The organism is Nocardia sp. NPDC052001, assembly GCF_040680615.1.
Taxonomy (GTDB): Bacteria; Actinomycetota; Actinomycetes; order Mycobacteriales; family Mycobacteriaceae; genus Nocardia.
This window is the reverse complement of sequence record NZ_JBFAXC010000019.1, coordinates 65666-85801: the sequence shown is the minus strand read 5'-3', so window position 1 is coordinate 85801 and position 20136 is coordinate 65666. Positions and strand designations below refer to the sequence as shown.

The 20136-nt window shown below is 65.9% G+C and carries 20 protein-coding genes; 11 read left to right on the top strand and 9 right to left on the bottom strand.

Annotated features, from left to right (window positions below; genetic code table 11):
* Positions 1 to 150 precede the first annotated feature (150 nt).
* The 3 genes from AB0L82_RS41625 to AB0L82_RS41615 are packed head-to-tail and all read right to left on the bottom strand — an operon-like array spanning position 151 to position 1516.
* Positions 151 to 588 (bottom strand): SRPBCC family protein, encoded by a 438-nt coding sequence (locus AB0L82_RS41625; RefSeq protein ID WP_364650377.1) that lies wholly within the window; start codon positions 586 to 588, stop codon positions 151 to 153.
* Between the two features lie 25 nt (positions 589 to 613).
* Positions 614 to 1033 carry a DUF2871 domain-containing protein gene (locus AB0L82_RS41620; protein ID WP_364650374.1) on the bottom strand — a complete coding sequence of 140 codons (420 nt, stop codon included), beginning with the start codon at positions 1031 to 1033 and terminating at the stop codon, positions 614 to 616.
* Positions 1034 to 1081: 48 nt separating this feature from the next.
* On the bottom strand, positions 1082 to 1516 hold the full coding sequence (locus AB0L82_RS41615; RefSeq protein ID WP_364650371.1) for a DUF4267 domain-containing protein: 435 nt from the start codon (positions 1514 to 1516) through the stop codon (positions 1082 to 1084).
* Positions 1517 to 1680: 164 nt separating this feature from the next.
* Between AB0L82_RS41615 and AB0L82_RS41610 the strand changes: the two genes are divergently transcribed.
* Positions 1681 to 2169 (top strand): MarR family transcriptional regulator, encoded by a 489-nt coding sequence (locus AB0L82_RS41610; RefSeq protein WP_364650368.1) that lies wholly within the window; start codon positions 1681 to 1683, stop codon positions 2167 to 2169.
* 14 nt (positions 2170 to 2183) lie between these two features.
* Positions 2184 to 2603 carry a DUF4440 domain-containing protein gene (locus tag AB0L82_RS41605; RefSeq protein ID WP_364650364.1) on the top strand — a complete coding sequence of 140 codons (420 nt, stop codon included), beginning with the start codon at positions 2184 to 2186 and terminating at the stop codon, positions 2601 to 2603.
* Here the strand turns inward: AB0L82_RS41605 and AB0L82_RS41600 are convergent, their stop codons facing one another.
* A complete protein-coding gene (locus AB0L82_RS41600) occupies positions 2604 to 8693 on the bottom strand; it encodes an amino acid adenylation domain-containing protein (RefSeq protein WP_364650360.1) in 6090 nt (2029 codons plus the stop codon).
* Positions 8694 to 9024: 331 nt separating this feature from the next.
* On the opposite strand from AB0L82_RS41600, the gene AB0L82_RS41595 reads away from it, so the two are divergent.
* The gene (locus tag AB0L82_RS41595) at positions 9025 to 11409 is read left to right on the top strand and encodes an excinuclease ABC subunit UvrA (protein ID WP_364650357.1); all 2385 of its coding nucleotides are present in this window, start codon (positions 9025 to 9027) and stop codon (positions 11407 to 11409) included.
* Here AB0L82_RS41595 and AB0L82_RS41590 read toward each other — a convergent pair.
* Entirely contained in the window at positions 11387 to 11662 is a 276-nt protein-coding gene (locus AB0L82_RS41590; RefSeq protein WP_364650354.1) for a hypothetical protein, read from the bottom strand. The genes AB0L82_RS41595 and AB0L82_RS41590 overlap by 23 nt on opposite strands.
* A gap of 167 nt (positions 11663 to 11829) precedes the next feature.
* Here AB0L82_RS41590 and AB0L82_RS41585 point away from each other — a divergent pair, with 167 nt between their 5' ends.
* Positions 11830 to 12114 carry a hypothetical protein gene (locus AB0L82_RS41585; RefSeq protein WP_364650351.1) on the top strand — a complete coding sequence of 95 codons (285 nt, stop codon included), beginning with the start codon at positions 11830 to 11832 and terminating at the stop codon, positions 12112 to 12114.
* Entirely contained in the window at positions 12107 to 12460 is a 354-nt protein-coding gene (locus AB0L82_RS41580; protein WP_364650348.1) for a hypothetical protein, read from the top strand. The genes AB0L82_RS41585 and AB0L82_RS41580 overlap by 8 nt, the downstream gene beginning before the upstream one ends.
* Positions 12461 to 12664: 204 nt before the next feature.
* Here AB0L82_RS41580 and AB0L82_RS41575 read toward each other — a convergent pair whose 3' ends face one another.
* Both AB0L82_RS41575 and AB0L82_RS41570 read right to left on the bottom strand, forming a co-directional pair.
* The gene (locus AB0L82_RS41575) at positions 12665 to 13210 is read right to left on the bottom strand and encodes a hypothetical protein (RefSeq protein WP_364650345.1); all 546 of its coding nucleotides are present in this window, start codon (positions 13208 to 13210) and stop codon (positions 12665 to 12667) included.
* Between the two features lie 35 nt (positions 13211 to 13245).
* Positions 13246 to 13782, bottom strand: coding sequence for a helix-turn-helix domain-containing protein (locus AB0L82_RS41570; RefSeq protein WP_364650342.1), 537 nt, complete (start codon positions 13780 to 13782; stop codon positions 13246 to 13248).
* Positions 13783 to 13844: 62 nt separating this feature from the next.
* Here AB0L82_RS41570 and AB0L82_RS41565 point away from each other — a divergent pair, with 62 nt between their 5' ends.
* Positions 13845 to 14675: an alpha/beta hydrolase gene (locus AB0L82_RS41565; protein WP_364650339.1), complete on the top strand. Its 831-nt coding sequence runs from the start codon at positions 13845 to 13847 to the stop codon at positions 14673 to 14675.
* A 2-nt stretch (positions 14676 to 14677) separates the two neighbouring features.
* Here the strand turns inward: AB0L82_RS41565 and AB0L82_RS41560 are convergent, their stop codons facing one another.
* Entirely contained in the window at positions 14678 to 15643 is a 966-nt protein-coding gene (locus AB0L82_RS41560) for a WYL domain-containing protein (protein ID WP_364650336.1), read from the bottom strand.
* Between the two features lie 124 nt (positions 15644 to 15767).
* Between AB0L82_RS41560 and AB0L82_RS41555 the strand changes: the two genes are divergently transcribed.
* Both AB0L82_RS41555 and AB0L82_RS41550 read left to right on the top strand, forming a co-directional pair.
* The gene (locus AB0L82_RS41555) at positions 15768 to 16163 is read left to right on the top strand and encodes a RidA family protein (protein WP_364650333.1); all 396 of its coding nucleotides are present in this window, start codon (positions 15768 to 15770) and stop codon (positions 16161 to 16163) included.
* A gap of 86 nt (positions 16164 to 16249) precedes the next feature.
* A complete protein-coding gene (locus tag AB0L82_RS41550; RefSeq protein WP_364650330.1) occupies positions 16250 to 16663 on the top strand; it encodes a secondary thiamine-phosphate synthase enzyme YjbQ in 414 nt (137 codons plus the stop codon).
* 8 nt (positions 16664 to 16671) lie between these two features.
* Here the strand turns inward: AB0L82_RS41550 and AB0L82_RS41545 are convergent, their stop codons facing one another.
* Positions 16672 to 18183 (bottom strand): FAD-dependent monooxygenase, encoded by a 1512-nt coding sequence (locus AB0L82_RS41545; RefSeq protein ID WP_364650327.1) that lies wholly within the window; start codon positions 18181 to 18183, stop codon positions 16672 to 16674.
* 176 nt (positions 18184 to 18359) lie between these two features.
* Here AB0L82_RS41545 and AB0L82_RS41540 point away from each other — a divergent pair, with 176 nt between their 5' ends.
* The 3 genes from AB0L82_RS41540 to AB0L82_RS41530 are packed head-to-tail and all read left to right on the top strand — an operon-like array spanning position 18360 to position 20009.
* The gene (locus AB0L82_RS41540; protein ID WP_364650324.1) at positions 18360 to 18992 is read left to right on the top strand and encodes a hypothetical protein; all 633 of its coding nucleotides are present in this window, start codon (positions 18360 to 18362) and stop codon (positions 18990 to 18992) included.
* Between the two features lie 4 nt (positions 18993 to 18996).
* Positions 18997 to 19563 (top strand): WHG domain-containing protein, encoded by a 567-nt coding sequence (locus AB0L82_RS41535; RefSeq protein WP_364650321.1) that lies wholly within the window; start codon positions 18997 to 18999, stop codon positions 19561 to 19563.
* A 17-nt stretch (positions 19564 to 19580) separates the two neighbouring features.
* The gene (locus AB0L82_RS41530; RefSeq protein WP_364650318.1) at positions 19581 to 20009 is read left to right on the top strand and encodes a nuclear transport factor 2 family protein; all 429 of its coding nucleotides are present in this window, start codon (positions 19581 to 19583) and stop codon (positions 20007 to 20009) included.
* Positions 20010 to 20136 lie beyond the last annotated feature (127 nt).

Genomic DNA, 20136 nt, shown 5'->3' with positions numbered 1-20136 from the left:
GGCGATCACCCGACGAGTTCGAAGGCGGTTACCATCAACAGGTTCCAGCCGGAACCAGATAATCCGCTCTCCGGATTAGCGGGGGAACCTCAGCGAACCCATTTCTGAGCCGACAGCCCGAGCCCGGCGGCCGATGGCAAACGTGCGGTATCAGGCCCGCTGCTTTGCGGCCTCGGATTCGGCAAGGGCCTTCAAGGCCGCGAGCACGGGGCTCTCCCCCTCGTCGCCCTCATCACCGCCGGTCTCGCGGGGATCTTCCTGCGTGATCGTCAATTCTGTCGCGCCCGCGTCATCTTCGAGCGCGTACCCCATGGTGAAGTAGTTCTCCGCCTTGTCCTCGAGCTCCGGGCGGGGCGCGAACAGCGAATACCGCAGCCGCGCGGGCGAATCGACCAGCAGCACTGTGCCCCACTGCTCGAACATGGTTCCCTCCCATTCGGTGGTGAACCTGATCGGCGAACCGATCGACCAGTCGGTGCTCAGGACACTGCCGTACTGCCATTGCCTGACATATTCGGGATCGGTCAGCACCGCCCACACGATCTCTCGGGGTGCTTCGATACGAACCTTGGACGTGACTGTGCGCATGGCGGGACTGTAGCAATCCCCACCGTCAATTCCGGGCGGGCTGACGTGCGGTGATCGCCTGGTGGACGCTGACGAAGAACAGCACGAATCCGATCGTCAGCAAGATGTGAGCGCCGCCGGCCAGATGCGACAGCAGCTCGTACTTGCTGTCACCGCGGACCGTCCTTGCGCCGATGACGGTCATGCACGCCACCATCCATAGGACGCCCGCGTTGTAGAGGATGAAGAACCAGCGGTAGGCGCGGGTATCGGACAGGGCGAGTTGGTGTTCGAGCACCAGAACGATCAGGAAGAACAGTGTTCCCAACGCCAGCAGGTGGGTGTGGACCACGGCGAGTTCGGTCTTTCCGGTGAAGTCGTGGGATTTGGTGAGTTCGCGGTAGAACAGGCCGGACAGCAGTCCCAGCACGGTGTAGCCGACGGCGGCCCAATAGAGCTGTTTCATCGAGTCCTCGTTCGTGAAATATATTGCGGTCGTTCAGGTCTGCCGATGTCAGGCGGGCTGCACGGCGGGTTCCCGGCCGGCGAGGGGCTGGTCCTTGGACGCGTTGCTGGTTTCGCGCAGAATCAGCAGGCCGGTGACTGCGATCAGCGCTGCGGTAGAACCGTGGACGCCGAACGCGGTGGCCGTGGAGCCGTCGTGAGCCAGGACATTGACCATGTCGCCGATCGGGGCGGCGGCTGTCATCAGCAAGACCCAACCCAGGGCGCGGCGTTGGCCCGTGAGCAGCAGGATGCCCGTGCCCAGGCCCATCGCGAGTTCGCGGCAGCCTTTCACGATGAGGAATCCGCCGCCGTCGGCGGGGATCTCGGGCAGCCCGAAGCCTTGGGCAGCCGCCTCGGGGGTCAGCACGAACGAGATCGCGAGATAGAAGGTGAACAGAACGACGGCGGCGGCCAGGACGGTGTTGATGGTTGTGCGCGACATGGTGGTTCTCCAGTGACGTTGTGGCGGTGAGCCGTTGTCCGACAGGGCATTCGGCGCCGCCGAAGGATAGAATCTAGCGGTGCTAGATTGTCACAGTAAATGACAATCCAATTAGTTGTCAATCATGTTCGATGGCAGTCATGTTGGATTGCTAAAGTGAGGCCATGGTGAACCGGCCGTTGGACTCGCGGGGGGTGTTTCTGCTGTCGCAGATCGGTCATCACGTGGCATATCGGTTCACCGAACAGCTGTCCCGATTGGATCTGGATCCCGCTCACTTCGCGGTCCTGGGTCACCTGGCAGTCGTGGATGGCCGCAGTCAGCAAGAACTCGCGGATCTGCTTCGGGTGCACCGCAATGCGATGGTCGGACTGGTCGACGAGCTACAGGAACGCGCACTGGTGACCCGGCGCCCGCATCCGGACGACCGGCGCGCGCACGCGGTGCATCTCACCGATCACGCGCGCGAGATGCTCGAGGCGGTCCAATCCGAGGCCGACGCACTGGAATCGGAGATCCTCGCGCCACTCGACGAGAGCGAGCGAAGCCTGCTCGTCCCCCTTCTGCATCGCATCGCCGCACACGCGAACCTTCCGGCCGGAATCCACCCCGGCCTGCAACGACGACGTCGCGCCCGCCGAAACGCGCAGTAAACTCGGCTCGCATCATGGAACTCCCGGCCTCCGAACCCGATCGCCAGACCGCAGCTCACCTGCACGGTGTCCTCGCCGAGCTGAAATGCCGGGAGCCGATCTTCCACCATCCCGAATTCGGCACGTCACGTGAAGACTTCGAGCGGGCCACGGCACCGGACTTCTGGGAGACCGGGGCGTCGGGGCAGCGGTACAGCCGGGAATTTGTCTGGGCTACCCTCGAACAGCGGCGGCTGGCGGCCGAGCAGGGTCGCCCCGAGGAGGATCCGTGGGAGACCAGCGACTTCCAATTGCGCGAAATCGCCTCGGACACTTATCTACTCACCTACACCCTGCGACAGGATGATCGCCTTACCCGACGCCTGACCGTCTGGAAGCGGACCGCGAATGACTGGACGATTCTTTACCACCAGGGGACGGTGGTCGCGTCCTAGTCAGCAGGCTTCCTTGGCGGACTGTTCGCGGGTTGCGGGGTCTGCCATCGGCAGGAGCGGTTCGGCGGAGGGGTGCGGGAAGAAGCCGACATCGATGAGGAAGTCGAAGTAGCGTGCGAGGGCGTGGGAATCGACTGCGGGGCAACGGATATCGGTGCGCCCCGGGTGACGGTCGGTGCGGGCGCGCGGAGGTGCGGTGTAGTTGATGCTCAAAGCCGCAGCGCGAGAGAGAGTGTCATCGCCTTCGGCTGCGCGGTGTTCGGCGAGATCGGTCAGGGCCGCGACGAAGCGGGCTGGATCGACGATCCGCATGCGGTAACCGCGCCGGCGCACCTCGTCCATGATCATCCGAATCGAGACGGCATGGCGGGGAATCAGCTCGACGGGTGTCGTCGCGGCGTGTGACTGCCTCGATCGCACGATAGCGGCGGCCACATGATCGACCGGAACCATCTCTACCGCACCGGCACGCAGATCCGGTGCCTGCCCGACAAGCAGCATGGCGCGCAGCATCGTCCACCAGGCGTCGTCGGTCGCGGTCGCACCGGTACGGGAATCGCCGGTGATCAGGCCGGGCCGGTAGATCGTGGTGGGAATGCCGCGCCGCGCACCGGCGCGGACCAGTTCTTCGGCGATCCACTTGGTCAGCACATAGCCGGGTACGCCCGATGTCGGACCGGAGAGCGGCGGCGGACCAGCGGGGATGGAGCTCGTGGACACATAGTGAATCGGTGTAACCCTGCCGTATGCGGCCAAGCGGAGGACCTCGGCGGTGCCTGCGACATTCGCGGCGCGCATTCGGGAGTACGGTTCGAGATGGTTGACCTGCGCACCGTTGTGGTAGATCACGTCCAGCCGCCGAGACAGGTCGTCGAAGCGCTCGGGATCCAATCCGAGTAGCGGTTGGGCGAGATCGCCTGGCACGGCGACGATTCGAGCGCTGTGCGCGGTTACATCGATCCGATAGCGTCGGGCGCTGGAGACGATGCGGGCATGGGCGGTGTCGGCGTCGGCGGCTCGGACCAGGCAGTAGATGGTGGCTCGGGCCTGGTCGAGCAGTTCGCGCAGCAGAAAAGCGCCCAGGAATCCGGTCGCGCCGGTCAGCAGGATCGCCTCGGGATCACCCGTGCGCGGCGGTGCGCTGTCGACGGTGGTGATCGCCGCGTCCAGCACAGCGTCTGCCCGCAGATCCGGTTCCATTGCCGCCGAGGGTGTCTCACCCCGCAATGCCGCGGCCAGCTCGGCGACCCGAGGGTAGGTGAACAGGTCGCGCAGCGCGACGGGGGCGCCGAGCCGCTCGGCCAGTGTCGCGCGGCATCGGATCGCCGAGAGCGAAGTCCCGCCAGGGGTGAAGAAGTCGTCGTCCCGCCCGACCTGATCGATGCCCAGCACCGCGGCGAACACCTCGGCGACGAGATGTTCGTCGGCTGTTCGCGGAGCGCGATATTCACGGACCGGCAGCTGCGGATCGGGCAGGGCCGCGCGATCCACCTTTCCGCTCGGACCCAGCGGGAATTCATCGAGCACTGTCAGATGCGAGGGAATCATGTAACCCGGCAACCGCTTCCGCGCGGTCGCGAGGATCGCTGCGAGATCCGGCGTCGTCCCGGACGCGGTGCGCAGATACCCGACCAGCTGCTCGGCGCGCACGATCACCACCGCACCGGTCACCGCCGGATGCGCGCAGAGGGCCGCTTCGACCTCACCCGGCTCGATGCGCTGCCCGCGCAGCTTCACCTGGAAGTCGGTGCGCCCCAGATATTTCAGATCACCATCCGCAGTCCGGGTAACGAGATCGCCGGTACGGTACATTCGCGTGCCCGCGGGACCGTACGGATCGGCGACGAAACGCTCTGCGGTGCGCGCGTTCTCACCGACGTACCCGCGGGCCAACTGCACACCCGCCAGATACAGCTCACCGGGTGTGCCCGGCGGGACCTCGTGCAATCGTTCGTCGAGCACCAAGGTCGAGCAATTCCAGTGCGGACGCCCGATCGGTACCCCACCGTCGCGGGTATCGGTCACATCGGCGGCGGTGATCGACACCGCGGCCTCGGTCGGCCCGTACAGATTGTGCAACCGGGCCGTGGTCGCGGCGGTGAACCGGGTGATGGTCGCCTCCGACAGCGGCTCGCCGCCCACCCACACCGCGCGCAGTGTCGACAGGGTCCGGGCCGGGACCGACTCGAGCAGTGCTTGGAGCATCGCCGGTACGGTGGTGATCGTCGCCACCCCGTGCCGCACAATGGTTTCCGCGAGGTAGACGGGATCGCGACGGCCTTCGGCGGAGGCGATCACCAGGTGCGCGCCGACACCGAGCGGTGCGAAATAGCCGATGAGCGAGGCATCGAAGGTCGAAGGCACCACTTGCAGGAACGCGTCGGTGGCGTTCAGCTGATACTCCGCGGTCATGAACGCGATCTGGTTGACGATGGCCCGGTGCGTGACACCCACCCCTTTGGGGCGTCCGGTCGACCCGGAGGTGAAGATGATGTAGGCCAGGTCATCCTCGCGCAGGGGGCGCGGTCGCTCGGCATCGACCACCGGTGCATCCGAAACATCTTCCAGCGCAACGGAGTTCACCAGCTTGTCCACGTAGAACACCGGCCGGTCACCGACATCGACCGGGTGGTCGGCGGTGGTCAGCACGCACATCGGGTCAGCGGTTTCGAGCAGCTCGAGCACGCGAGCGGTGGGCTGATCGGGGTCGATCGGCACATACGCGGCACCGGCCTGCACGATCGCATACATACCCAGTACCCGTTCCAGCGCCGGTCGTACCGCCAGCGCGACGGTCTCGCCGGGTCCCACCCCGGCGCGGATCAGCTCGCGCGCCAGTCGATTCACTCGCCGGGACAGCTCACCGTAGGACAGCGATCGGTCGTCGCAGGTCACGGCTGTCGCATGCGGTTCCCGGTACGCGTGTGCGGTAAACCCGTCCAGCAGCAGTCGCGGCGGCATCGAAACATCAAGTCCCGCTGCCGATTGCCGCACTGCGCGCCGCTCGGGTTCCTCGAGCAGGGGTAGATCCCCGACAGGCCGGTGCGGTGCGGCGGCCGCGGCCGTGAGCAGGGCGGTCAGTCGTCGCCCCAGCGCGGCGATCGTCGTTTCGTCGAACAGATCGGTCGCGTAGCGCCACGAGCAGCGCAGACCGGCCGGACCACCGGAATCCCGTTGCGGGACAACCGACAGGTGCAGATCGAGCAGGGTGGCGTTATCGCCGAGGTCGACCGCGTCGATGGTCAGCCCGGGCAACCGCAGCGTCCCGCCCTCGAAGTTCTGGAACGACAGCGCCACCTGGTACAGCGGATGGTGCGCCTGCGATCGAGGCGGATCGAGCTCGGCCACCAACTGCTCGAACGGTAGGTCCGCGTGTGCGAACGCACCCAGGTCGGTCTCGCGCACCCGGGCGAGCAGCTGCTCGAAGGTGTCGGAACCGGCTGTGCGAGTGCGCAATACGAGGGTATTGACGAACATGCCGACCAGATCGTCAAGGCGTTGATCACCGCGCCCGGCCACCGGTGCACCGATCACCACGTCGTCGGTGCGGGACAGGCGGGTCAGCAGCACCGCCAGCGCGGCGTGCACCACCATGAACAGCGATGCGCCGTGATCACGAGCGAGCTGTTCGAGAGCGCGGTGCAGATGCGCGTCCATCTCGAAGCGATGGGCCGCGCCACGATTGCTCGCGACCAGCGGGCGCGGGCGATCAGAGGGCAGGTCGAGCAACGACGGAGCAGCGGCCAGGGCGTCGCGCCAATATCCGAGCTGCGAGGCCAGCGGCGACTCCGGATCGGTTGCCACACCAAGTGATTCCCGCTGCCAGATCGCGAAGTCCGCGTACTGGACCGGCAGCGGCGTCCAGGTCGGCGCACCGCCGTGCAGGCGAGCGCCGTAGGCAGTCATCAGATCACGAGTCAGCGGGGCCAGCGAGAAGCCGTCGGCCGCGATGTGGTGGATGACCACCGCCAGCACGAACTCGCCCTCGGCGACGCGGTACAGGCGAGCGCGCAACGGTACTTCCCGAACGACATCGAATCCCTTGCCCGCCAACGCCGTCAGCTCCGCCGCCACGCCCGCACTCGCCACCTCGACCGGTGTGAGGTCCAGCGGAACCTGCGATGCGGGCACGATGTGCTGATATCCGGCACCGTCGTGTTCGGGATACACCGTGCGCAGCACCTCATGCCGGTCGAGCACATCGCGCATCGCCGATTCCATTGCGGCCGTATTCAATTCACCGGTCAAGCGCAGGGCCACCGGAATATTGTGTGCGGGCGAATCCGGGTCCAGGCGCGCCAGGAACCACATACGCTGCTGCGGGATGGACAGCGGCGTTCGCTCATCCCGCTCGCGCGCGATCAGCGGCAGCTGCGGCGCGGTCCCGGCCAGACCGTCGACGGCGGCCGCCAGCGTCGCCACGGTGGGATGGTCGAATACCAGCGAAACCGCCACCCGGACAGGTGCGGCCGTGCGCAGGCGGGCCACCAATCGCGTTGCCAGCAGCGAATTTCCGCCCAGCTCGAAGAAGTCGTCATCGGCGCCTACCCGACCCGCGCCCAAGAGGTCGGCGAAGATCTCGGCAATGATCTGCTCGGTGCCCGGACGCGGCTCGCGATAGGACCGTGCGGCGATGAGCGGGACGGGCAGCGCCGCGCGATCGAGCTTTCCGCTGGGCGTCAATGGAATCGCGTCGATGACCATGATCGCCGCGGGGACGGCATGGCGGGGAAGGCTGCGGCGTGCGCGAGCGATCAGCTCGGCGGTGTCGATCACTTTTCCTGGCGCAGGCACCACGCACGAGACCAGGGCATCGTCACCGCTCGGTGCCCGGTGCACCGAAGTCGTTGCGAAGGATACGGATTCGTCCGCGGCCAGTACCGCATCGACTTCTCCCGACTCCACCCGGAATCCACGGATCGCGAGCTGTGCGTCACTGCGGCCCAGGAAACGCAACGCGGGAGTGCCCGCGATCCGCCGTACGACATCGCCCGTGCGGTAGATGCGCTCGCCGCTGCCATTCGGGTGAGCGAGGAATCGTGCGGCGGTCAGGCCGGGCCGATCGTGATAGCCCCGGGCCAATCCGGGTCCGGCCACGTACAACTCACCGATGCCGCCGTCGGGGGTCGGGCACAACTTCGCGTCGAGCACCAGGGCCGTCATCCCCGCGATCGGTCCGCCGATGGTGACGGCGTGGCCGGTGGTCAACGGTTCGCTGATGGTGACCGCGACGGTGGTTTCGGTGGGGCCGTACAGATTGAAGAAGTCCCGGCCCGGGGACCAGCGGGCGACCAACTCCGGTGGACAGGCTTCGCCGCCTACGACCACCGTGCCCAGGTCGGGCAGATTCGCCGGATCGAGGCCGGCCAATGCCGCCGGGGTGATGAACGCGTGGGTCACCCGGCCCGTGCGCAGCACCTCGACCAGGTCAGTCCCGCCATAGCAATCGGCGGGTGCGATCACCATCGTCGCACTCGCGCCGACTGCGAGTAGCAATTCCAGGACACTGGCATCGAAACTCGGGGAGGCGAAGTGCAATGTCCGGGACTCGTCCCGCACGCCGAAGCGCCGAACCTGCTCGGCACACAGCGCGGCCAAGCCCGCGTGCGTGACGGATACGCCCTTGGGCGTACCGGTCGAGCCGGAAGTGTAGATCAGGTAGGCGATATCGCCGAGGTGGATTCGGCGTACTCGCTCGGCGAGAAGGAAAGACTCTGCCGAAGTCCGCGACAATTCTTCCGTATAGGAAGGCGAGTTCAGATCGAGCCATTCGAGTGTGTCGCCGAGCCGCGGGCGTATTTCCGAATTCGTCAGCCCGTAAACGGCTTTCGAATCGGCGAGCATATACGCCACTCGCGCCGGCGGATAGTTCGGATCGATCGGCACGAACGCCGCGCCCGTCTTCGCGACGGACCACACCGCGACGACCGCCTCGATCGAGCGCGGCAGGGCCAGCACGACTCGATCGTCGGGGCCCAGGCCCCTGGCGATCAGCGTCCGTGCCACTCGCGTTGACCACTGGTCGAGCTCCGCGTATGTCAGTGTCCGCGAGCCGGACACCAGTGCCGGGCCGTCGGGATTGCATTCCACCGCGGTTGCCAGCAGTTGAGGAAGCGTACGAACCCGCGCGCTGCGATCACGCGGCTTCCGGGACCGGCGGGCTGCTCGAATTTCGGCAGTCACCGATTATCTCCACCTTCGATCTGGATATTCACATCATATCGATACTATCACGACGGGTATTCTCGAAATTATTGCCCTATTCTTAGGTATCCCGTCATTAATAGCACCGCACCAACATACACATCCACGTTTCAGAATTCTGTCGCATTTGCGACAACGCAGGAATTATCGGATCCGGCCGACATCGATCCGGAGCGCCGCGAGCACGCCCGCGGCAAGCTGGGTAGCGTTTGCTGCCATGAGGTCGCCCGAGGTCGATCCGTATGTCCGGGTACGCCGTGCGCGCGTGCACAATCTGCGCGGGGTGGATGTCGTGCTGCCGCGCGATGCGCTGGTGGCGTTCACCGGAGTCTCCGGGTCGGGAAAATCATCACTGGCGTTCGGCACGCTGTACGCCGATTCGCAGCGGCGGTATCTGGAATCGGTAGCGCCCTATGCGCGGCGGCTGTTGCAGCAGGTGGAGACGCCAGACGTCGACGAGGTGACCGGGCTGCCGCCCGCGGTGGCGCTGGGACAGCGGCGGGCGGTGCCGTCCTCGCGGTCGAGCGTGGGCACCGTGACGGCCATGTCGAACTATCTGCGGATGCTGCTGTCGCGGGCGGGGCGGTATCCGGAAGGGGCGGCGCATCTGGATTCGAACGCGTTCTCGCCCAACACCGTTGAGGGAGCGTGCCCGCAGTGTCACGGGATGGGCACGCTCTACGAGGCGACCGAGAAATCGATGGTGCCGGATCCCGGGCTGAGCATTCGGGACGGCGCGATCGCCTCCTGGCCAGGGGCCTGGCATGGGAAGAATCTGCGGGACATTCTCGCGACGCTCGGGTACGACATCGATATTCCGTGGCGGGATCTGCCCGCCGAGGCGCGGCAGTGGATTCTGTTCACCGAGGAGCGGCCGGTGGTGACGGTGCGACCCCAGCGCGAGGCAGGGCGCATTCAGCGATCCTATGAAGGCATCTATACGAGCGCGAAAGACCTTGTGCTGCGGGCTTTCTCCGAATCCAAGAGCGAGGCGCGGCGCAAGAGCGCGGCGCAGTTCCTGACCACGCGCACCTGCCCGCTGTGCCATGGGGAACGGCTGCGGCCCGAGGCATTGGCGGTGACCTTTGGCGGTCGCACCATCACCGAATTGGCGAGCTTGCCGCTGGCCGAGCTGGCGGAGGTATTACGGCCGCACGCCTCGGGCGACGATGCTGCGGCGGTGCTGAGCCGAGATCTGATCGCCCGCATCGAGGTGCCGGTTGAGCTCGGGCTCGGCTATCTGAGCATGTCACGCGAAAGCCCGACCCTGTCCGGCGGCGAACTCCAGCGCCTGCGGCTCGGAACCCAGCTGCGCTCAGGGCTTTTCGGTGTGGTCTATGTGCTCGACGAACCCTCGGCCGGGCTACATCCAGCCGACACCGCGGCGTTGACCTCGGTACTGATGCGCCTGCGCGACTCGGGCAACAGCGTCTTTCTGGTCGAGCACGATATGGACGTGGTGCGCCAGGCGGACTGGATCGTCGACGTGGGTCCGGGCGCGGGAACCGCTGGCGGGCACGTGCTCTACAGCGGGCCACTGGACGCATTGCGCGAAATCCAGAACTCAGCCACTCGCCACTATCTGTTCCCGGATTCGGTTGAACCCCAGCACATCCCACGCAAGCCCACCGGTGCGCTGAAGCTGCGCAATCTCACCGAACACAATCTGCATGCGCTGGATGTCGAGCTGCCGCTGGGCGTCCTCACCGTCATCACCGGCGTCTCCGGCTCCGGCAAATCGACGCTCCTGCACGCGATTTCGAGGCAGGCCACCGCCGAGTCGACTATCGACCGGGTCGTCGAAGTCGATCAGCAGCCGATCGGCCGCACGCCCCGCTCGAACCTGGCCACCTACACGGGCCTGTTCGATACGGTCCGAAAGCTGTTCGCCGCCACCCCCGCAGCCAAACAGCGCCGCTACGGCGCAGGCCGATTCTCCTTCAATGTCGCGGGCGGCCGCTGCGAAACCTGCCAGGGCGAAGGCTATGTCACCGTCGAACTCCTCTTCCTCCCCAGCACCTACACCCCCTGCCCCACCTGCCACGGTGCCCGCTACAACCCCGACACCCTCGAAATCACCTACCGCGACAACAACATCGCCCAGGTCCTCGACCTCACCGTGGACGAAGCCACCGACTTCCTCTCCGACACCCCCGCCCCCCACCGGGCCCTCACCACCCTGCAACGGGTGGGCCTCGGCTACCTCCGCCTCGGCCAGCCCGCCACCGAACTCTCCGGCGGCGAAGCCCAACGAGTCAAACTCGCCTCCGAACTCCAGCGCACCAAACGCGCCGCCACCCTCTACCTACTCGACGAACCCACCACCGGCCTCCACCCCGCCGACACCGAAGTCCTTGTCCGCCAACTACATTCACTGGTCGACGCAGGCGCGACGGTCATCATCGCCGAACACGACATGACCGTAGCCGCCAAATCCGACCACATCATCGACATGGGCCCCGGCGGCGGCCAGGACGGCGGCCAAGTAGTCGCCCAAGGCACCCCCGCCAAGGTCGCACGTTCCCCACGCAGCCGAACCGCCCCCTACCTCTCAGCAGCCCTCGCACGTCGCGCCCCACTCACAACGCCCGCCCAAGCTTGAACACCCCCGCCTCACCCGCGCGCAACGTCCAAACCCGCTCGGGGATCTCAGTCCCCGCAGCCGTCCGATACGACTCAACCCGCAACACCCCACCTCCACCCACATCCTCGAGCACCTCACCCCGCGCCACCGACCCATCCGAGAACTCGATCTCGTACTCATCGGCATCCCGATCAGGCCGCAACTCCACCCCGGCGAACAGATGCGAATATCCGACCTCGATACGCCCCGGCGCTCCAGTGTCCTCGGCCATCACCGCAGCGTATGACTTCGAAGCTAGTACACCGCTCTCCAACACCCACAGCGCCTGTATCGCGTGCTGAGAACCGGAGCGCCGAATCGGGGCGACACACAGCATCCAGTGCCTGAGGTGCAGCAACTCTTAGGTAGTTCTCGGTAGTTCCCGTTAGGATCAGAAGCGTGGCTATTGACTGGCACTACCGCCTTGCGTATCTGCTCGGCGTCGCTGGGATCAACATCGACGACGTTATCGACGCGCTCGCCGACTGGCTCAGCGGGCAGCACCGGGTTTGGCTACGCAGCACGGACAGTCAGTACGTCGTCGTTTGGATGCGCACAGCCCATGGGCAACCTGTAGAAATCCTGGCACGCATAGCTGGGAGCGATCTGTACCTGATCGCAGGGCGGACTTTGACAGGCGAGCGGCTCACCGACTTCGAGAAATGGGAGAACACCGATGACTGATCCACTCGACCCCACCACCCCGGACGAAGTGAACGAACTGCTGGACCGTCTGAACTTCACCGAGGCCGAGGTTGAGCTCCCAATTGCTCTCGGACAAGACACAGATCCGGCACTCAAACCACGCTCGGTGAAGATGTCAGACGATCTGGACCGTCGTGTCGCCGCCCGCGCGGTCAGCCTCGGACTGTCCAAGGCCGCATATATCCGTTCTCTGATCGAACGTGACCTTGCTCAGGCCGAGCATAAAGGCAGGCCAGTTGCGGACCTGTCTCGCATCGCGGCAGAGCTCTCCCGCGCAGCTGCCGAACTCGACCACACCGCCGCAGAACTCCGCCGCGGCGCTTGAGGCCTATCAGCCCACTATTGTGCTCGGATCCTGGCACTAACAACACAACGCTCGCGGCAGGCAGGCCACCAAATACCAGCGCGCCTCCATTCAGTTGCGGCGCGCACCGTCCGGGACGCCGGAATTCATCGTTGTCATCAATGCCGCGCTGCGCGCGGAGATGACACCACTAGAGAGAACCTGACGACGCGGTCGAAAACGCGCTCAGCCGTACCAGCCTTCGGGTGGGGGAACCGCACGCTCCCAGGTCTTTTCGAACTCCGCCGCGGTGATTTCGTGGGCGGCCAGGTCTGGGTCCCACAGGTCGATGGGCGGGTTCAGGGGAAAGTCGTCGAGGCCGGTTCGGACCGATTCCCCGGTGTCGCGGACCTCCACCTGGCGGGTGCGGTAGCCGTCGATGATCTCGGTGAAGTAGTGCGCTGCCGCAATGTCTTCCGCCTCGTTCCAGCGTTGGCGGGTGTACAGCACGGCTCGGTCGGCTAGCACTCCGAAGCCCGGGCGGGTGCGTTGGGCGTCTCGTTGCTCACGAAGATCCTGTAAGCCCGGCGGGCTGGGCTCATCGATGTCGACCTCGGTCAGATTGCGTGTGAACTCCTCCGAGAATCGCGTCGTATCCTCGATAACCTTTGTCTCCGCGAATGTTTCAGTGATCTCGCGGGCCGAGCGGGCGTGAATCCACCACCACAGGCCGCCCATTCCGTAGTCGTAGCACACCAGGAAACGGCGCTTGGGAATCTCGTCGGCGGTCACGGCCACCGAGCATAGGTCCGTATGGGCGAATGCCTTCAGTTCGGCACCGGTGGTTCCTCGCCTGGGAACAGGATCGGGCTGATCAAGTACGGTCGCCGGCCCGGCTCGGGTTCGTTTGCGGCGAGTGGGGCCACGATGTCGCGGAAACCGGTGAGCATGGTGTCGAGTTCTTCAGGGGTGAGCCAGAGGGTGCCCTGGCGATAGCCGACCGAGTCGGCGATCGGGTTTGCGTCGGGGCGGTCGAGGTAGGCGTTGAATTCGGCGATCAGGACGGCCATGGCGGCGGCGAATCCTTGGCGGTGGTCTTCGACGGTCATCGGGGCGTCGGAGGGGACGGCTGGGCGGTCGGGGCGTAGGCGGTATGAGCGCTCGACGGCGCCGCGCACGCGGCGCTCGTCGCCGATTTCGAGCATGCCCCCCTCGGTGAGTAGACCGAGGTGCCGATAGACGCTGGTGCGGGGCACATCGGGCAGGCGCTCGCACAGCTCGCCCGCGGTGCGCAATCGGCCACCGGCCAGTGCGTGGATGAGGCGCAATCGCACCGGGTGCAGCAGCAGCTCTGTCGGGTCCATATCGCAACTATCCCATTCCTGGTACCGTTCCCAAAGTTGGGATCGATTGGGAGGAAGCCGCCATGCGGGATACGCCTGGGCGCCGAATGACAGTGCACGGCAACGACATCTACTTCGAAGAGGCCGGGAGCGGGGGGACCTGGGTGGTGTTCGAGTCCGGCGCGGGAGCCGGGCGCACCCTCTGGGATCGGGTCGTGCCGCTATTGCGAGACGATGCGCGCACCGTCACTTACGACCGAGCGGGACGCGGCCGCAGCGCCGCCCCCGCCGCACCTCAAAGCATCGACGACATGGCCGCCACCCTGGTGGCGCTGGTCGAGGCGCTCGCACCGGACCGGCTGATTCTGGTGGGGCACAGTATGGGCGGGCTGATCGTGCGCCGCGCCGCGGAAACGCTGCGCCCGGCCGGGCTCGTCCTGCTCGACCCGACACCGGAAAACGCTCCCACGTACGACAATTGGGCTCCGACCGCCAAGAAGACGGATCGCATTCTCGCCGTACAGCAGGCACTGAGCCACTACCCGCCGCTCATGCGACTGCTGACCCGCTCCTACGGACGCAACTTCCCCGCCGACACCTACGCCACCATGCTGTCGGAGGATTTCACCCCCGCCGACCTCGCCCGCACCCGGCATGAGATCGCGGCCGTCGCGGCGGCGATCGACGAATTCCGCAGCCGCCCAACACAACCCCCGACATCCGGCATCATCGTCCTGTCTTCGACCAGTGCCGCGCGCTATCAGGCCCGCAATCTCGATACCCTGCGCGAATATCAGCGCCGATACGCCGAACAGGTCGGCGCGCATTTCGAGGATGCCGCCTGCCAGCACATCATCCCCGCCGAACAGCCCGAGCAGGTCGCGGCCGCGATTGTCCGACTGGTGAATTCGTAAGGTCAGGGCCCGTATCGTGCGGCGACAGCCAGAGCGCGTTCGCGCAGGGCAGTACGGAGTTCATCTGGGCTCAGGACCTCCGCGGCGGTATCGAGTTGCCAGATCGCCCAAATCGCATGTCGCAGATCCTCGAATGTCACTTCGAGGCGAACCCAGTCATCGGGTTCGGGGTGCTCCGCGCGGACACTGCGGGTGGTGTTGAGCAGCTCTTCTCGGCGGGTGGACTTGACTCTGATCAGGACCGGGATGTGGTCCTCGGAGAGGAAGCGTGCGCTTCGGTCGGCCCAGATCCGGTCGAGGTCCACCTGGGCGGGGCGCTCGGCAGGCTCGGAAAGCTTCTCCGCGAACAACATTCGCGACAAACGATAGGTGCGATCCTCCCCGGACTTCGTCGCCAGCAAGTAGGTGCGGTCGCGGACGGTGACGAGCCCGAGTGGATCGACGGTGTGCCAGCGCGGCGTCTTGTCGGGTGCGGCGTACTCGAAGCGGAGTTTGTGTCCGGCAAGTACGGCGTGCCGCGCCTCGTCCATTACTCCGGTCGCCACTTGCTCGGTGCCTGCTCGCCGTGAGAGCAGGTCGGTCTCCGGCTCTACCAGGAACCGTTTGGCGGCATCGTCGAGAGTGGCTCGATGGCCTTCTGGTAGCGCGTCGACGACCTTGCGCATCGCCGAGGCAAGGGCCGAGCTGAGCCCGAAAGCCTTTTCGCCCCGGCCTGATCCGGCGGTGAGCAAGGCGAGAGCCTCATGGTGGTTCAGGCCGGTCAGTTCGGTGCGAAAGCCGGGAAGCAGCGAGAAGCCGCCGTGCCGGCCGCGATCGGCGTAGACCGGCACGCCCGCCGTCGACAGCGCTTCGATATCGCGCAGCACGGTGCGAACGGACACTTCCAGCTCACTGGCCAGCTGGTCCGCGGTCATCCGGCCGCGCTGGCGTAAGAGCAGTACCAGCGAGACCAACCTATCGGCGCGCACAGCTTCGATTCTCTCCGGAAAACATGACACAGGATGTCATGTATCGCTGGAAATCTCTTCTCTCGAGCGTCGACGACGGTGGCCATCGGGCCCCGGGCGCTCGAGCGCAACGATTGGAGTGGCAATGGAACGCACGGCAGTCAACCCGGTGACCTGGTCGCAGGAGATGGGCTTCAACCAGGGCGAGATCGTTTCCGGAGAGTCACGGACGCTGTACATTTCGGGGCAGACCGCGATGAGCAAGGACGGCCGCCCCGAGCACGAGGGCGATATGGCGGCTCAGCTCGAACTGGCTGTAGAGAACCTCGAAGCCGTGCTCAGCGAAGCCGGGATGTCGCTGGCGAACCTCGTTCGCCTGAACGTGTACACCACCGATGTGGACGCACTGTTCCCGCACTACGGGGTGCTCGCCGGGCGGCTCGGAGCCGCAGGTGTGGCCCCGACGACCACCATGCTGGGGGTGACCCGCCTGGCGATCCCCGGCCAGCTGGTCGAGCTCGAAGGCACCGCCGTCGCCTGAACCACGGCACCCTCCTCCGAATCCGAGGAGGACGGCCGCTTCGTATCTCCGGAGCGGCCGGGCGCCGACGGTGCACAATCGAACCCATGCAGAGCACCCTGATCGATGTGAAGACCGGCCGGTCCGAGGTCGTGCACGATCTCACCCCGCAATGCACGGCCTACCTGCGAGAAACCGCCGCCGACCGCGATGGTCTGCTGCACGTGTTCGTTCCGCACGCCACCGCCGGAATCGCCCTGATCGAACTCGGCGCGGGCAGCGACCACGACCTGCTCGCGGCCCTGCGGGACCTGCTGCCCGCCGATGACCGCTGGCGCCACGCCCACGGCTCCCCCGGCCACGGCCGCTCGCACGTCATGCCCGCACTCATCGCCCCGTACGCGAGCATTCCGGTGCTGGGTGGCGAAATGGCTTTGGGCACATGGCAATCGGTTGCCCTCGTCGACCTCAATATCGACAACCCAGTCCGGCACGTACGCCTGTCGTTCCTGGCCGGGTGACTCTGGGTTCACGATTCCGCGGTGCCGAACCAGCGGGTGGCCGCGCGCTCGAACGCGGCCGGGTCGATGTCACCTTCGCCGACCCACGCGACGATGCCGTCGGGCCGGATCAGCACGGCGGCCAAGCCGAGGTCGTTTCGCACCCGAGCGGTCGTGTATCGAATTCTGTTGCGCCAGTGAGACACCGAACTTTCCAGTTGGTGATCGCCGCAGAAATCCAAGGCGACACCAAGGCCGTGGTGCATCAGGTCGGCGAGGCGGGTGCCGCCGTCGAGTCGGAAGTCCGGGGCGCTGCGTCCGATCAGCGGGTGCGCGTCGTCGAGGTCGTACCGGGTCGACAGACCCGCGATCGTCTCGAAGACGTAGGTCGATCCGTCGCGGGTCGCGATGAGGTCGCGGATCACGGCCTGAATCGCCTTGCCATAGGGATCCGGGCGCATGGCTGTCACCTGCGCGCGCGACCAGTCGAGTACGTGCGCGCCGATGGGGTGGCGCTCACACGTATAGGTGTCGAGGAGTCCGTCGGGCGCGTCCCCGCGCACGGTCGCCGCGAGCTTCCACCCCAGGTTCATCGCATCGCCCACGCCGGTATTGAGGCCCTGCCCACCGAGCGGTGAGTGGATATGGGCGGCATCGCCCGCGAGCAGAATCCGCTCGCGCCGATAGGTGCTCGCCTGCATCGCCCGATCGGTGAAGGTCGAGGCGTAGTGAACTTCGTTCAGGGTGACCGCGGTGCCCGATACCCGGCGCAACACCGTTTGCAACTCATCGAGTGTCGGCTGGCGCGCGCGGTCGAACGCACCACCGTCGAAGTCCATCATGCTGATGAGCCCATCGGGCCGCAGCAGATACATCCCCGTCGGAGTCAGCGTGAATCCGGATCTCAGCTCATGCGGTTCGGCGATCGAGGCAAGCACGCTGTACCCGGTGAATTGTGGTTCGGTACCGACGAATTCGAATCCGGCGAGCTTGCGGACCACACTGCGTCCGCCGTCGCAGCCCACTGCCCACCGCGCCTGGAACTCACGATCCCCGCTGCGCACGCTGACGCCCCGGTCATGCTGCGCGATGCCTGAAACCGGGACACCATAGCGAACCTGAACGCCGAGTTCGCTCGCCCGCTCGGACAGCACCGTCTCGATGGCGTCCAGGCTGCTCATCATGGAATCCGGTGCGGGACTGGGCAATCGATACGGCAGGGCATCGAAGTCGATATTCGCCGGATTGATCCCCATGCCCGCGAAATGGCCCGCGAATCGCACCCTCGACGGTTCGTCGGCATCGAAACCTCCGGGCAGACCCGACGCCTTGCGCACTGCGGGCAATAGTCCACGGCGGTCGAAAGCCCCGATCGAGGTGGAGAACAGGCCCCGATTCCCGAGCGGTTCGGCCCGCCACGGGGAGTGCGGCGCGCTCTCCCGCTCGAGCACCAGAACCGAGCATCCCGCCAGACCCAGCTCACAACCGAGGAGAAGGCCGACCGGCCCCGCGCCGACGATCACAACATCGAATTCGCTCATGGATCAAGCCTTTTCGACTCCCCTTGCATCGCTCTGACATGCGGCTTGCGACGCGATTGCGCGACGCCCGACCACGCGCGCCTTCGGTGTGCGACGACAGGCCGGTAGGGCTTGCGCCCTGAAGTTAAGTGTATTAACTTCTAGTTAGTCGCATTAACCAACCGGGAGTCGCCCTCATGTCCACCGCCGTCGCTCACCGCCACCACGTTCTGACCTCTCTCCCCGCCGTCGTCGGCATCGCCTACTCCGGATCCTGGATAGCCGGGCTCGCGGTTGGCGCGCCCGCCCCGGTGTTCGCCGATTCCGGCAGCGATATCGTGCGCGAATTGTCCGGGCACAGCACCGCTTTCACCACGCAGTTCCTGTTGACCGAAGGGCTGCCCGCGATCGGGTTGGCGGTTGTTTCGGTGGCGCTGGCGCGCTCGGCGCGCTCACCGTTGGTCGCTCGGCTCGCGGCGGTGAGCGGTGTTGCGGCAGCGGTGATTTCGTTCACGCAGTTCCTGCTCGGCGTGGCGCTGGCGGGTACCGGCTCGCCTGACACCGCGCATCTGCTGTTCGAGCTGGTGAGCCGGTTCGACGGGGTGAAGATGTTCCTGTTGGCCGGGCTCGGGGTCGCTGCGGTGCTCAGCGGGCTGTTGCCGCGTTGGTTGCGCTACACCGCCATTGCCATGGCGGTGGCGATCGCGGCTTCGGGGATCGGGTATCTGTTCTTGATTCAGTCGCTGGCTACTCTTGCCTACGTGTCCGGACCTCTGCTGCTCGTTTTCATCACCGGTACCGGTGTGGCCCTGAGCCGGAAGGACCGGTAACCCGGTGCCGCGCGCTGGTCTCACACCCGAGCGAATCATCGCCGAAGCCGCGCTCGTCGCGGACGAGGTGGGCCTGGAACGGCTCACCTTGGCGGCGGTGGCGCAGCGCTGCGGCGTTTCCCTGCCCGGTCTGTACAAACACATCGACAACCTCGAGGCCGTACGACGTGAGCTGGCAGTGCTGTCGGTCGGCGAGTTGGCCACCGTGCTGGCCGACGCCACTGCGGGGCTGTCCGGTCGCGACGCTCTACGCGCGATCTGCACCGCCTATCGCGAGTACGCCCGCACCCATCCGGGCCGCTACACCGCGGGCATTGTCGCGCCCGCCACCGGCGATAACGCCTACATCCACACCGCCACTCGCGCCTACCAGGTCCTCACCTCGGCGCTGCGCGGCTATCACCTGTCCGACACCGACCTCATCCATGCCGTACGGATGGTTCGCACCCTCTGCCACGGCATCGTCACCTTGGAATCCGCCGGAGGCTTCGGCCTCCCCGAATCGGTCGATGAGACCTTCGAGCGCCTGCAAGACGCTCTGCACACCGAATTCCGCGCCATGGCGCACTGAACAGAACGAGATATGTTGTGACCGAACAAAACCCGAAGATCGCCGCCATCAACGCCTTCTTCGCCGCCTATGCCGAATACGACCTGGACGGCATGCGCGCGGTGCTGACCGACGATATCGCCTGGACCATTCCCGGCCATCACGCCCTCTCGGGCACCAAACACGGCATCGACGAGGTCGTCGCGTTCTTCAACGAATTGTCCAAGGCTGGAATGAAAGCCGAGACCTTCTTCCTCGAAGCCAACGACGAGTACGTGGTCGACATCCACCGCGGCTACTCCACCGCCGGGGAGGGCGGGGTCGACACCATCTGGGCGCTGGTGTGGCACTTCAATTCCGACGGCAAGGTCGATCGCGTGGTGAACCTGTCCGGGGATCAACATCAGATGGACAACTACATCTGGCAGAACTACACCCTCGCTCCGCTGCCCACCCGCCTGGGCTGACAGACCATAGAAGTACCGTCGCCCGGAATGGGCGACGGTACGCGGAGAATGGGTGCGGGCGCGACAAGATGTGGCGCACAAAGACACTCAGGTACTGGAGCTGCGCGTCGAGCAAGCGATCGGGTCA